Source organism: Paracoccus angustae, assembly GCF_042648745.1.
In the GTDB taxonomy this organism is placed as follows: Bacteria; Pseudomonadota; Alphaproteobacteria; order Rhodobacterales; family Rhodobacteraceae; genus Paracoccus; species Paracoccus angustae.
Genome location: NZ_JBHRXY010000054.1, coordinates 1 through 13,645, shown reverse-complemented (window position 1 = coordinate 13,645; position 13,645 = coordinate 1). Strand labels below are relative to the sequence as shown.

Here is a 13,645-nt window from a genome sequence, read left to right as displayed (position 1 = left end):
ACAGTGTCAGAAATGGGCGCCACCACAGGCTTCCATCGCCACGACACAGGATGGCAGCTGGGCGAAGAAGGCCAGCACCTGATGCCGCCGCAACTTCCTTCGCAGGACCGCCTGGCCTGAGCCGTCAGCCCCGTGCACCTGAAATACAGTCTTCGCCAGGTCGAGCCCGACCGTGCTTATCTCCGACATGACCGCTCCCCTCTTGTGGATCGTCCCAGACCCACCTTGGCACAGAGATGCCGTCGGGGGGCGGTCACAGCATCAACGCCGATCTTGCCCGCGATCAGCAAGACCACGGCAAGATTGAAGGAATGGAAGGGATGAACCGTAAAGAAGGTCACGCGGCGGCGCCTGTCAGAATGCTGTCAACTGATGTTGATTCCGCTTTGCCCCGGATCCGCCTTCCGGTCAAGGGCGGGGCCCCGCGCCTGCCTCAGGCGGTGGTGTGAAATCCGTTATCGGCATAGACCACCGATCCGCTCATGGGACTTGCGGCCTCGGTTGCCAGAAAGGCCGCCAGCGTACCGATCTCTTCGATGCTTACCAGTTTTCCCGCAGGCGTACGGGCGCGAATCTTATCCATCAGCGCATCGAACCGGTCGATCCCCGAGGCGGCGCGGGTCTTGACCGGACCGGTTGAAAGCGAAAAGGCACGAATCCCTTCGCCCGCCAGATCGGCCGCCGCATAGCGGACCGAAGCCTCCAGCGCGGCCTTTACCGGACCCATGAGGTTGTAATTCTCGACCACCCGATCCGCGCCGTAAAAGCTGACCGTGATCAGCGAACCACCCGCCTGCATCAAAGGCCGCGCCAGCCGCGCCATGCGCAGGAAGGAGTGGCAAGAGATATCCATCGCCGTCGCAAAACCTTCGGCCGAAGCGTTGACAACGCTGGTGTGCAGATCCTCGCGCGGGGCGAAGGCGATGGCATGAAGCAGAAAATCAAGCCGCCCCCATTCAGCGGTAATGCGGTCAAACACGGCTTCCAACTGGCCGGGTTCACGCACATCGCAAGGAAGGAACAGCGGCGCACCCACTTCCTGCGCCACGGGTTCGACCCATGGCCGGGCCTTTTCATTAAGAAAGGTCAGCGCCAGCTCTGCCCCCGCCGCGCGAAAGGCCCTGGCGCAACCGGCGGCGATGCTGGCCTCATTCGCCACGCCAACCACGAGGCCGCGTTTGCCTTTCAGATCAATCATGTCGCTGCCTCTTCGCTGACGGCCTCCTGGGCGATGATGCTTTCCTCATCGGTCGGAATGACAAGAAGCTGCACCCGGCTGGCGGCGGTGCTGATCCTGCGCGACCCTGCTTCATTGGCATCGGGGTCAAGCTCTGCCCCAAGCCAGGCCAGCCGCGCGGCGACACGGGCGCGGATACCGGGCTGATGCTCGCCGATTCCTGCCGTGAAGACCAGCGCATCGATCCCGCCCATGCTGGTCGCCAACCGTGCCACCTCGCCCGCGATGCGCAGGCAAAAGAGGTCGATCGCCTCGGCAGCCTCTGGGCGCGTGCTGGCCATCAGCTCGCGGCTGTCAGCCTCGAAACCCGACACGCCCAGAAGGCCGCTTTTACGATAGAGCATGGTCTCGACCTGTTTCAGGCTTTGCCCCATTTCGCCCATCAGATGCAGGATCACGCCGGGGTCCAGCGCACCCGAACGCGTCGCCATCGGGATGCCGTCCAGCGTCGAAAACCCCATCGAGCTGTCGATGCTCTTGCCGCCCCGGATCGCACAAAGGCTTGCGCCGCTGCCCAGATGTGCGGCGACCACCTTTGCATCGGTGGCCAGATCGCCCAGTTGCCCGGCGATATAGCGGTAGGAGAGACCATGAAAGCCATAGCGCTTGATCCCCTGATCATAAAGCGCGCGCGGCAGGGCAAAGCGGCGGATCAGGGGCGGGTTGGTGGCATGAAACGCCGTGTCGAAAGAGGCTGTCTGTGGCACATCGGGGTAAAGCCCCCGCATCGCCCGGATCAGCGCAAGGCTTTGCGGCTGATGCAGCGGCGCAAGCCGCGCCAGCGCGTCGATCTGCGCGATCACCTGATCGGTGATCCGGGCTGGTCCTGTGAAGACATCGCCGCCATGCACAACCCGATGGCCGATCACCGCAAGGCGCGAAAGATTGAAATGCCCGGCCAGCCAGGCAAAAGCCTGGTTCAGCACGGCTGTCAGATCGCCGGGATCCGCTGTGATCGGGCCTGAAAAGGTCTTGCCCTCGCGCGTCAGGCGCACTTCGAAAGGCTCATCGCGGAAATCGATCACGCCCGAGGCCAGCGGGCGCGGCGCGGCGGCCTCCAGTGCGTAAAACCCCAGCTTGATAGTCGAGGATCCGGTGTTGAATGTCAGGATCAGATCGCGGGTCACGCCTTCCCCTCCGCTTTGCGGACCGCGACCAGCTTGGCCAGCGCAGCCGAGGCGATGCGGGCCGATAAAGGATCCGCCCGGCTTGTCAGAACGATTGGCACCCGTGCGCCCAGAACCAGCCCCGCGGCCGTGGCGCCCGCGAAATAGATCAGCTGTTTGGCAAGCATGTTCCCGGCCTCGAGATCCGGCACCAGAAGAATATCGGCCTCGCCCGCCACCTGCGAGACGATGCCCTTCGTCGCCACCGCCTCGGGGCTGATCGCATTGTCGAAGGCCAGCGGCCCGTCAACCAGCGCGCCCGTGATCTGGCCTCGAGCCGCCATCACCGTCAGCGCGGCGGCATCCAGCGTGGCGGGCATCGTCGCGTTCACTGTCTCGACCGCCGCCAGCACCGCGACCTTCGGCTGATCGCGCCCCAGAAGCCGCATCAGATCGACGGCATTCTGGCAGATGTCGCGCTTATGCTCTAATGTCGGTGCGATATTGATCGCGGCATCGGTGACGATCACCGGCTTGCGATAGGCGGGCACATCCATCGCATAGACATGGCTGATCCGGCGTTCGGTGCGCAGGCCGCCGCTTTTCGAAACCACCGCCGCAAGCAGTTCATCGGAATGCAGGCTGCCCTTGACCAGCACCTGGACCTTGCCACAGGCCGCCAGTTCCACCGCCCGCGCCGCCGCTGCATGGCTGTGCTCTGTCTCCTCGATCCGGAAGCCGTCAAGCGAGACCCCGGCCTCGGCGGCCGCCGCGCGAATCTTTGCGCCGGGACCGATCAGGATCGGGTCAAGCAGGCCTTCGTCGCGCACCTCGATCGCGCCAAGGATCGCGGATTTCGAACAGGGATGCACCACCGCCGCCCGCACCGGGGGCAATGCGCGGGCCTCTTCGACAAAGCCCTGCCAGCGCCCCTTCGGCAAGACCACCGCCTCGGGAAGGTCACCCGGCACCCAGGTCACCTGCTCGACCGGGGCCAGCACCAGCGCCTCGCCCGAAAGCACCACCTCGCCCCGCTGATTGCGGGCGGTGGTCGTCAGGCGGACACGGTTCTTGCCCTCGATCAGCTCGGCCACTTCAACTTCGGCGGTGATGGTATCGCCTGGCGAAACCGGCTTGTTAAAGCGGATCTGCTGGTCGAGATAGATCGTCCCCGGCCCCGGCAGGCGGGTGCCCAGCACCGCCGAAATCAGCGCCGCAGTCCACATGCCGTGCACCACGACATGGCCAAACGGCCCATGGGCGGCGAAACCGGCATCCAGATGCGCGGGGTTGGCGTCGCCGGAAACAGCGGCGAACAATTCAATATCCTTGGGGCCGACGTGGCGGACAAGACTGGCGCGGTCGCCGATTTTCATCTGGTGAAACAGATAGTTGGTCAGAGTGCCGGTCATCTTGTCACCTCTGGAAAACATATGTGCCGGGCGCATCTGCCAGCGCGTTGCCCATTGCGGGCGGCGCGGCGGGGGCACCCGAACGCGCGGCAAGCCAGGCCTGCCAGGGCGTCCACCACGAACCCTCGGTTGCAGGATTGGCCTCGACCCAGGTCTCCGGCGGCAAAAGCGCGTCGTCATGGGCGCGGGTCGCCAGCCGGTAGCGGCGGCGCGGGTGACCGGGAGGAGAGACGATCCCCGCATTATGCCCGCCCGACGTCAGCGCGAAAGTCACCTCGCAATCGGTGAACTGGTGGATTTTGTAGACCGACTTCCAGGGTGCGACATGATCGCGCTCGGTCCCGACGGCAAAGATCGGCACCCGGATGTTCTGCAACAGAACTGTCTTGCCCCCGGCGGTGAAGCGTCCCGAAGAAAGCTCATTATTCAGATAAAGCCTGCGCAGATATTCGGCATGCATCCGATAGGGCATCCGGGTGCTGTCGGCATTCCAGGCCATGAGATCATTCATCGCCGTCCGCTCGCCCATCATGTAATCGCGCACCATCCGGGACCAGATGAGGTCATTCGAGCGCAAAAGCTGAAACGCCCCCGCCATCTGATCGGCAGAGAGATAGCCGCGGTTCCACATCATGCTTTCAAGAAGATGCAGCTGGCTTGGGTCGATGAACAACGCGAGCTCGCCCGGTTCGGCGAAATCGACCTGCGCGGCAAGCAGCGTCAGCGAGGCGAGACGCGCGTCCCCCTTCCCCGCCATGGCAGCCGCAGCGATCGACAGCAAAGTGCCACCCAGACAATAGCCGGTGGCGTGGATTTTCTGATCGGGCATTAGACGGGTGATCTCATCCAACGCGGCCATCACGCCCAGCCGGCGATAATCCTCCAGCGTCAGATCACGATCCTCTGCACCCGGATTGCGCCAGGAAATGGCGAAAACCGTGTGGCCCTGCGCCACCAGCCAGCGGATCAGTGAATTCTCCGGGCTGAGGTCGAGGATATAGTATTTCATGATCCAGGCCGGAACGATCAGCACCGGCTCGGGGTGCACGGTTTCTGTCGTGGGCGTATACTGGATCAGTTCGATCAGGTGGTTGCGGAAGATTACCTTGCCCGGCGTCACCGCCACATCGCGACCCGGTGTAAAGGCCTCGACACCCTCTGGCGGCTCCTGCCGGATCTGGCGGACGACGTCCTGCAGCCAGTTCTGCCAGCCCTTCACAAGGTTCATGCCTCCGGTAGCCCAGGTCCGTGCCACAACCTCGGGATTGGTAAAAGGGTTGTTCGAAGGCGCACAGACATCAAGGATCTGTTTCGCGGCAAAAGACACCACATCCTCGTGGTGCTTCGTCACGCCTGGAACCTCATGGGTGACGTTATGCAGCCATTGCTGCTGCAGCAGGAAAGCCTGCGACATCCAGCTGAAGGGCGGTTTCGCCCAGGCTTCACCGGCGAAACGGCGGTCGCCCGGCAAGGGCGTGATGACCGGCGCGGCCTGCGGATCCATCGCCGAGGCCATCAGATGCGCCATGAGACGCTGCCATTTGCGGCCCGCCTTGACGCCCAGTTCCATCTGCTTGCCCGGTGCCTGCGCCAGGTGAAAGGCCCAGTCGACATGGGCCATCATCAGCGAGCCGGGCGAGACCCCGCCGCTGAGCTGTCCCGAGAGCGCCTCTCGTATGCGGTCAACGGCCTGAAAAGCCTCGATGCCAAGGCTTTCATCGCCGGTTGCACCCGAGCCATCTGATTTGGGAGTAAGGACCATGTCGCGTCTCCAATTTACCGGCGGAAGTTAGCACAGAACTATCAACGAGTGTTGATCGAAATCAAAGAGTTCAAGATTTTTCTTGAACATAGGCATTGCGCCCAAGGCCCGATGCCGACGACATGTCGTAAAGCGCCGTCAAACCGCCGAAACAGCCGCCCCCGGACTGAACAGGCAAAGCATCGGCGTCCGGCGGCGGACACGGAATCCCCTGTCCCTGCCCTGATCATCATGGACGATTACCGGCAAAACGGCGCGACGTCGAGGCCATGACCCGGCCAATGCCGCTGGCACCAACGCCGGGCCAAGGCCGCGGCCTCAATCCGCCAGCACATCACCGATGCCAGTGAAGACACCACCGACCTGATTGAAGACAAAGGCCCCAGCCAAGCGTACCTCACCGAAAAGGGTGCTTTCAACCACAGCCCCGGCCTCGCCGGAAAGCAGGCCGACATAGCGGCTGTGGGCGGGATCATCGGTCGGAATATCGGTAATATCCACGATCCGTATTCCGGTCGCGACCGCCAGGCGCTGGACCGCCGGATCACGCACATCGACAAGCCCAAGCCGTATCCGACGTGCCGAAAGCCGCGACGACAGTTTCAGCGCCAGATCGTCCGAGGAGACGAGCACCGTGATGGGATGCTTCATCGGCCCAAGGCTGACCATCTGGGCGCGGAAAAGATCGATATCAATATCCGGGGCGGCAAGGATGACCTCGATCCGGTCCAGCACATCGTCCCGCCCGGCAAGACGCAGTTGCACCAGCGTCTCCATCGTCAGCCGCGCGCCCATGCTGTGAGCCAGCACCGGCACCGCGTCGGAAGCGGACCGACCCTTTGTCAAAAGCCGCAGCAGATCGGCAAGCGCCGCGCGGGAAAAGTCAGACGCGTCACGATCAGCCAGATAGGCGCCCGGATCGCCTGCCGAGGGCCATGTAAAAAGGACGGGCTTTTCCTCGATATGCGCATCGACCGAAAGCTGCGCGGTACGGAACAAGGCCTCATGAAAGCGGGTGTTGAAGCCGTGGACATAAAGCCCGACCCCCTCGCGCGAGAGACGCTTTGCAAAGGCGTCACGGCTAAGCGTCTGCCGGCTGCGCATCACGAAATTCCGGTCGGCGCTGCTGCCATTGCGATCCGGCCATTCAATCTTTCCCGGCCGATGGCCAGGCGGCACCGAGACCTCGTATTCCAGCCAGCTTGGCCGGATGGAGCGAGAGTCGCCAAAGGCCCCCGGCAGATTTGCCTCGGGCGCGCGGGTGGTCATGGTCAGCACCCGGACAAGGCGGGCGCCCTCGGGCAGGGCACCGGCATCGGGGGCCAGAACTTCCGGCCCCGGACGCGCAGCGCAGCCTGCAAGCGCAAGCGTCAGGATCAGAAGCAGGCGGCCCAACATATGCCTTACCGCAGGAATTTCTTGAATCGTATCAGTGCCACCCAGAACAGCGCCACCCCGATCGCCGCCAGCGCCGCGAACTGGGGCCAGACCACGTCAAGCCCCGCACCTCGGAACAAGATGCCCTGCGAGAGGATGATGAAATGCGTGTTGGGGGCTGCAAGCATGATGGTCTGGATGATCTCTGGCATGGATTCCCGCGGCGTCATCGCGCCTGACAGCACCTGCAGCGGCAAAAGCGCCATCATCAGCAAAAGCGCGAATTGCGGCATCGACCCGGCGATGGTGGCAAGGAAAATTCCAAGCCCCGTCATGGCGAAAACCATCAGCACCGCGCCCGCAAGAAACAGCACGACCGAGCCCTGCACCGGAACCGCCATCAGCGCCTGCACCACAACACTTAGCGAAAAGATCGACCCCAGCAGCACCACCAGCCCCATCGACCAGATCTTGGAAAACATGATCTCGGTCGGGGTGACGGGCATGACCAGCAGGTGCTCGACCGTGCCATGTTCCTTTTCGCGGATCAGCGCCGCGCCGGTCAGCACCAGCGACAGCATGGTGATCGACCGGATCACGGCGGAAATCGCGCCGAACCACTTCGGATCCAGCGAGGGATTATACCGCGCGCGGAGCGCCAGATCGACCGGCAGCGCGGTCTCGGCCCGGTAGCCCGCCACATATTCCGAAACCTCGGAGGACACGATCTGCTGGATATAGCCGCCGCCGGTGAAGGCCTGGCTCATCCTTGTCGCGTCGATATTCAGCTGGATCGCCGGGTTTTTTCCGGCCAGCACATCGCGCGCGAAATCCGGTGGGATGTTCAGCGCAAAAGTATCCAGCCCCTGATCCATCCGCCGATCCATCTCGGCCGTCGTGGTCATCTGCGGCTCGACAAAATAGGGCGGATAAAAGGCCGAGGTGATGCGGGCGGAGAGATGCGACTGATCCTCATCCACGATCGAGATCGCGGCATTCGTCAGCGCCTCGGGCGAGACGTTCGCAGAGGTCCAGATCGAGAGCGAAAAGGAATAGACGATCAGCACCAGCATCACCGGATCGCGCCAGAGCCCGCGCAATTCCTTGACGCCCAGATTGAAGGTGTTGCGCAGGTTCATCCGCCCCTCACTTCGCCTGTTTTTCCAGGAAGGCCGCCGCCAGCCCGATAATCACCGGAATGGCGATGCCCATGGCCAGCATCGGCCCGGCCAGTTCCGCCATTCCGAAGGCCTTGGAGAAAGCCCCCCGCGCGGCGGTGATAAACCAGGTCGAGGGGTAGATCTCGCCCAGAACCCGGCCAAAACCCGACAGCGAAGAGACCGGGTAGATCAAACCCGAATAGCTGACCGCCGGGATCATCGTCAGCATGGCGGTCGCGAACAGCGCCGCGACCTGACTTGCGATGAAGACCGACACCAGAAAACCAAGCGCCGTGGTCGCGGTGACATAGATCAGCGCCGAAAGGGTAAAGCCCAGAAAACTGCCGTTGAAGGGCACTGCGAAGAATGTGACCGCCATGGCCATCATCAGGAAGAAATTCAGCATGGCCAGCGCGATATAGGGCAGCTGTTTGCCAAGCAGAAATTCCAGCCGCGTCACCGGCGTGACGTAGAAATTGATGATCGAGCCCAGTTCGCGTTCACGCGCGACCGAAAGCGTGGTCAGGATCGCCGGGATCATCAGCAAAAGCAGCGGGATGATCGCCGGGACCATCGCATTCAGGCTGCGCACGTCGGGGTTGTAGCGGTATCGGGTCACCAGTTCGAAACTGCCGCCGCTCGCCTTGTCACCGTAAAGCTGACGCGCCTGACGTGTGATCCAGTCGGCATGCATGCCCTGCACATAGCCCTGCACCGTATTGGCGCGGCTGGGGTTGGCGCCGTCGAACCAGGCCCCGACCTGCACATCCCTGCCTGCCGCGATATCGGCGGCAAAGCCGGGCGGGATCTCGATCGCCAGCGCCAGCTCGCCCGAGCGCATTCTTGCGTCGATCTCGTCGTAACTTGTCAGGGCCGGCTGTTCGATGAAATAGCGCGATCCCGCAATATCGGCGATATAATTGCGGCTGGTGGTGGTCTGGTCGCGGTCAAGGGCGGCGAAGGTCAGATCCTCGACATCCATGTTGATGCCCAGCCCCACCACGATCATCAGAAGAAGGCTGCCGACCAACGCCATGGTCAGCCGGATCGGATCGCGCTGCAATTGCAGGCTTTCCAGCTGCGAATAGCTAAGCAGTCGCCGCAGGCTGAAGCCGGATTGCTGCGCGTGATGGGTCACCCCGGCTGCGGGGGCCTCGGGCGCGGCCTCGGGCGCAGCGGCGGGGGCGGGTGCCGTCTCGCCAATCGCCTCTTCAAGATAGGCGATGAACGCGTCTTCCAGCGTGGCGCAACCTTTGGCTTTCGTGATCCCCTCGGCGGTGTCCGAGACCAGCACCTTGCCCGCATGCATCAGGCTGATGCGGTCGCACCATTCCGCCTCGTTCATGAAATGGGTCGAGACAAAGATCGTCACGCCATCCTTGCGCGAAAGTTCCGCCAGAATACGCCAGAAGCCGTTGCGCGCCACCGGGTCCACCCCCGAGGTCGGCTCGTCAAGGATCAGGATCTCGGGCGCATGGATCATCGCCACCGCCAGCGAAAGCCGCTGGCGGATACCCAGCGGCAACGCCTCGGGCAGGCTGTCGGTCACGTCGCCCAGATCGAACCGGGCGATCATCTCGTCAACCCTGGCGGGGATCTTCTCGGCCGCCATATCGAAAAGCCGCGCGTGCAGATCAAGGTTCTGACGCACCGTCAGCTCGGAATAGAGCGAGAAGGCCTGCGACATGAACCCGACCCGGCGGCGCACCGACAGATCGCTTGCATCGACCTCATGGCCGAAAAGCTTTGCCCGGCCCTCACTCGGCTCCAGAAGCCCGGTGAGCATCTTCATCGTCGTCGTCTTGCCGCAGCCGTTCGAACCCAGAAAGCCGAAAATCTCACCCCTGGGGATGCGGAAGGAAACATTGTCGACCGCCACGAAATCGCCAAAGCGCTGCGTCAGCCCCTCGGCCTCGATGGCGATATCGCTGTCATCGGTGGTCCGCGGCGGGATCACCACGGCACTGTCTTCGCCCCGGTCTTCTTCGGGCAAAAGCGCGATGAAGGCTGCATCAAGCGTGTCGGCCCCGGTCCGCGACAGCAGATCGCTGGTGGTGCCGGTGGCCAGCACCCGGCCCGCATTCATCGCAACCAGCCAGTCGAAGCGCGCGGCCTCTTCCATATAGGCGGTGGCTGTGATCACGCTCATCCCCGGCCGTGTCGCGCGGATGCGGTCGATCAGATCCCAGAACTGGCGGCGCGACAGCGGATCGACGCCGGTGGTCGGCTCGTCAAGAATCAGGAAATCGGGATCATGGATCAGCGCGCAGCACAGACCCAGCTTTTGCTTCATGCCGCCCGACAGCTTTGACGCCGGGCGCGACCGGAACGGCGTCATGCCGGTCGCAGCCAGCAGATCGGTAATCCGCCGCTCGCGTTCGGCCTTGTCATGACCGAAAAGCGAGCCGAAGAAATCAAGGTTCTCTTCGACCGAAAGCGTCGGGTAGAGGTTCTTGCCCAGACCCTGCGGCATATAGGCGGTGCGGGGGCAGACGCGGTTGCGATGCGCCACATCGCGCATATCGCCGCCCAGAACCTCGACCTTGCCCTGCTGGATCACACGTGCCCCGGCCAGCAGCGACAGAAGGCTGGACTTTCCGACCCCGTCTGGCCCGATCAGCCCGACCATGCGCCCCTCAGGGATCTCCAGCGTCACATTGTCAAGCGCCGTGACCTTGCCATAGCGCAGCGTCAGGCCGGAGACCCCGGCAACTGAGCCGGTCATTTCACGACATTGGAAAGAAAGTCAGGCCAGGCGGCATCCGGATCAAGCCGCAGATAGGCCATGCCCGGCAGGCCGGTTTTGACATCCTCGATATGCCGCGACAGCAGCTCGGGGTCGATGCGGGCACGGACGCGGAACATCAGCTTTTCGCGCTCATCGGCGGTCTCGACCGTCTTTGGCGTGAACTGCGCCACATCGGCAACATAGGAAACCGTGGCCGGGATCACGAATTCCCGCGCCGCATCCATGACAAGGCGCACCTCTGATCCGACCTGCACCCGGCCGACCTGCGATGTCGGCAGAAAAACCGTCATATAGACATCGCCCAGATCGACAAGGCTGAGGATCCGCCCGCCAGAGCCGACAATCTCGCCCTCTTGTGCGATGCGATACTGGATCCGGCCCGTGCGCGGCGCTTTCAGCGTGGCGTCGTCCAGAGAGGCCTGGATCGCATCAATCGACGCCTTTGCCGCCTCGACGGCCGCACTTGCATCGACCACCTGCGCCTGCGCGCTGCTGACCCCCGCCAGCGCTGCCGCATGGCTGGCTTCGGCCGAGGCCACACCGGCGCGGGCCTGGGCGTCCCGGGCGCGGTCATCATCCAGCACCTGCTGCGAGATCGCACTGGTCTTTGCAAGCTGCTCAGAGCGTTCAAGCCTGCGCGACGCGGCATCGGCAACCGAGCCTGCCTGATCAACCGCGGCCCGGGCCGCGCGCTCTTGTGCCTCGGCCTGAGCGACCAGCGCCCTTGCTGTCTCGACGCCGATTTCGGCGCGGGCAAGCTGCGCTTCGGCCTGACGTTTTTGTGCGTTCAGCTGCACCACGTCCATCTGCACCAGCACATCGCCTGCGCTGACCATGTCACCTTCGGCAGCGGTGATTTCGGCGATTCGGCCGCCGGTGAGCGCCGCGATATCCACCTCGGTCGCCTCGATCCGGCCATTGGCGCTGGCAAAACCCGCCGGCAGACCGGCGGGTTGCAGCCGGTCCCAGGCCAGCCAGCCAAGCACGGCGACAACGGCCAGGCCGCCCAGAATAATGGTGTTTCTGCCGGGCTTTGCCATGATCTGCCTCTGATTGCTGTGCTGATGGATGCTTCGCGCATGTCCCGATGCGGTTTTCGCCCTACGCTCCCCTGTTGTCAACGCTCGATGACAGGGTAAAAACCTGTATTGTCGCGCAAAAGCGGCTGCTGGTTGTTTGCTGTTGAAAAACCAGCTAAACAACACGACCCGGTCTGGGCTGCACCTTGCCGCACCTCTGCTCCGGGGCAGCATTTTCAGTTTCTTCGCGTCGAAGCCACCGGACGAACACAAGCCACCCATGCCAAGGGCGCTCAACTCAGCCAACTCGACCGACCGCATGCCGGGGCAGGCAACCGGGAAAGAACGCATTCTTGCATCGGCGATGCTGCTTTTCGCGCGGATGCCCTATTCCGACACCAGCCTGCGCGACATCGCCGCCGCGGCTGGGGTCGATGTGGCCTATGTCCATCGCGCCTTCGGGTCGAAGGCCGAGATATTCCGTCAGGCCTTGCTGGCGCTTGCGCCCCTCGATGACATCGCCGCAGGGGACCCCGATGGCGCGACCATGATCAACCGGATCTGCGATCTGGCCTTCCTGCGTGATCCGCGCAAGGTAGAAGATGTCAGGCCGCTTCATTTACTGACACAGTCCAGCCTCTGCAGCGAGGCGCGGGCGATCATTGCGCAATTCTTTGGCACGTCACTAGCCCTGCCTCTAAGCAGGGCGTTTGGCCATGCGGATCCGGGACGGGCGCATTTCGCGCTTAGCCTTCTCAGCGGTTTCGTGACCCATCGTGCGATTTTCGGGCCTGCGGATTTGCTGGCTATCCCCGAGGCGGATCAGCGACAGATGCTGCAAACCGCCCTGATGAACGCAATGCTGCCTGGTTGTTCAGATGGGGTATTCGGCTGGCGTCCCATCTAGACCACTATCCAAGTCAGCTTGCCAACTGCGATCCTGTATAAGTTATGTTGGGATTTCCGCGTTTCGTGCGGAGATTTCAACACGATTGATCGGACGCCTCAGGTGCTTTCAGGCGGCTATATACGGTCGGTCAGATGGCCGCTTGGATCGAGTGTCGGTCTCGTAGGTTGCGCGCCCCCGCAACCATTTCTACGATTTTGCACGATATTCTACGACAGAGTACGATCTGCAACGACGCAGCACTACGCTAGAGCCTGATTGCTCTCACTGGACCCGCAATCAGAAGATGCAGCGACGCTCTTCCGTTGCGCCGATACTTCCGCTAGCTCAGCCGCCCCGCGACTATCGGAAGACAGGCAATGAAATCAACTCGTTCGTCCCTGATCCCGCACAGGGTTGCAAGCTATTGCGACCTAACAGCCCGATGAACATGCTACCCTGCATTCGGTCTCTCCCCCATTCTTGAGGCTCGGCACCAGCCAATCTGGTGCAACCCTCGAACGGAGAATGCCGCGGGAGAGGCCACTGACCAGTCAGCTCACAGCCCGATCATGGGGTCTAATGCCCAAAGGTTGCCCGATCCTGATGCGCAGGCCTGCTGCAATTTTTACGATTTCGCGCCGTCTGCGGCGCGCGCCCACTTCCCTGAAGCAGCCCCCGTCAGCGCGGCAGCGCAGGGACGGAGATGGTCAGCACCATCACCGGCCGCGCCACGAACCCCACCATCTGCGGCGCCGGACCCACCGCTTATAGGGTGGGTACTCGTTTCGATCGAGCAGGCCCGCGAGGCATTCTCGCACGGTGCTCGCCTCCTCCGGTTCGAGGACAGGAGCGAGCCTTAGACCCCATGATCGCTGGGTGAGCTGACTGGGTAGGCGGCCTCTCCCGCGGCATTCTCCGTTCGAGGGTTGCACCA

At 63.0% G+C, this 13,645-nt stretch carries 9 protein-coding genes and 1 pseudogene; 1 reads left to right on the top strand and 9 read right to left on the bottom strand.

Annotation, left to right across the window (positions count from 1 at the left end; genetic code table 11):
• Positions 1-12 precede the first annotated feature (12 nt).
• The 9 genes and pseudogenes from ACFOM8_RS21285 to ACFOM8_RS21245 form a co-directional block, all read right to left on the bottom strand.
• Positions 13-189 (bottom strand): annotated as a pseudogene (locus ACFOM8_RS21285) (IS110 family transposase); the annotation flags it as partial.
• Between the two features lie 244 nt (positions 190-433).
• Positions 434-1,198, bottom strand: a complete 765-nt coding sequence (gene fabI, locus ACFOM8_RS21280; RefSeq protein ID WP_035745640.1) for an enoyl-ACP reductase FabI — start codon at positions 1,196-1,198, stop codon at positions 434-436.
• Positions 1,195-2,364, bottom strand: coding sequence for an acetate/propionate family kinase (locus ACFOM8_RS21275; RefSeq protein WP_377764383.1), 1,170 nt, complete (start codon positions 2,362-2,364; stop codon positions 1,195-1,197). Before ACFOM8_RS21275 ends, fabI begins: the two co-directional genes overlap by 4 nt.
• Positions 2,361-3,755: a bifunctional enoyl-CoA hydratase/phosphate acetyltransferase gene (locus ACFOM8_RS21270; RefSeq protein WP_089258481.1), complete on the bottom strand. Its 1,395-nt coding sequence runs from the start codon at positions 3,753-3,755 to the stop codon at positions 2,361-2,363. Before ACFOM8_RS21270 ends, ACFOM8_RS21275 begins: the two co-directional genes overlap by 4 nt.
• 4 nt (positions 3,756-3,759) lie before the next feature.
• Positions 3,760-5,517 (bottom strand): PHA/PHB synthase family protein, encoded by a 1,758-nt coding sequence (locus tag ACFOM8_RS21265; RefSeq protein WP_089389381.1) that lies wholly within the window; start codon positions 5,515-5,517, stop codon positions 3,760-3,762.
• Between the two features lie 318 nt (positions 5,518-5,835).
• Complete coding sequence (locus tag ACFOM8_RS21260) at positions 5,836-6,786, bottom strand: alpha/beta hydrolase (RefSeq protein ID WP_377764381.1); 951 nt, start codon at positions 6,784-6,786, stop codon at positions 5,836-5,838.
• A gap of 134 nt (positions 6,787-6,920) precedes the next feature.
• The gene (locus tag ACFOM8_RS21255; protein WP_134726964.1) at positions 6,921-8,033 is read right to left on the bottom strand and encodes an ABC transporter permease; all 1,113 of its coding nucleotides are present in this window, start codon (positions 8,031-8,033) and stop codon (positions 6,921-6,923) included.
• Positions 8,034-8,040: 7 nt separating this feature from the next.
• Positions 8,041-10,779: a ribosome-associated ATPase/putative transporter RbbA gene (gene rbbA / locus ACFOM8_RS21250; RefSeq protein ID WP_035745650.1), complete on the bottom strand. Its 2,739-nt coding sequence runs from the start codon at positions 10,777-10,779 to the stop codon at positions 8,041-8,043.
• Positions 10,776-12,143, bottom strand: coding sequence for an HlyD family secretion protein (locus tag ACFOM8_RS21245; RefSeq protein ID WP_377764378.1), 1,368 nt, complete (start codon positions 12,141-12,143; stop codon positions 10,776-10,778). The genes rbbA and ACFOM8_RS21245 overlap by 4 nt, the downstream gene beginning before the upstream one ends.
• Here ACFOM8_RS21245 and ACFOM8_RS21240 point away from each other — a divergent pair.
• Positions 12,142-12,729, top strand: coding sequence for a TetR/AcrR family transcriptional regulator (locus ACFOM8_RS21240; RefSeq protein ID WP_377764377.1), 588 nt, complete (start codon positions 12,142-12,144; stop codon positions 12,727-12,729). The genes ACFOM8_RS21245 and ACFOM8_RS21240 overlap by 2 nt on opposite strands.
• Positions 12,730-13,645 lie beyond the last annotated feature (916 nt).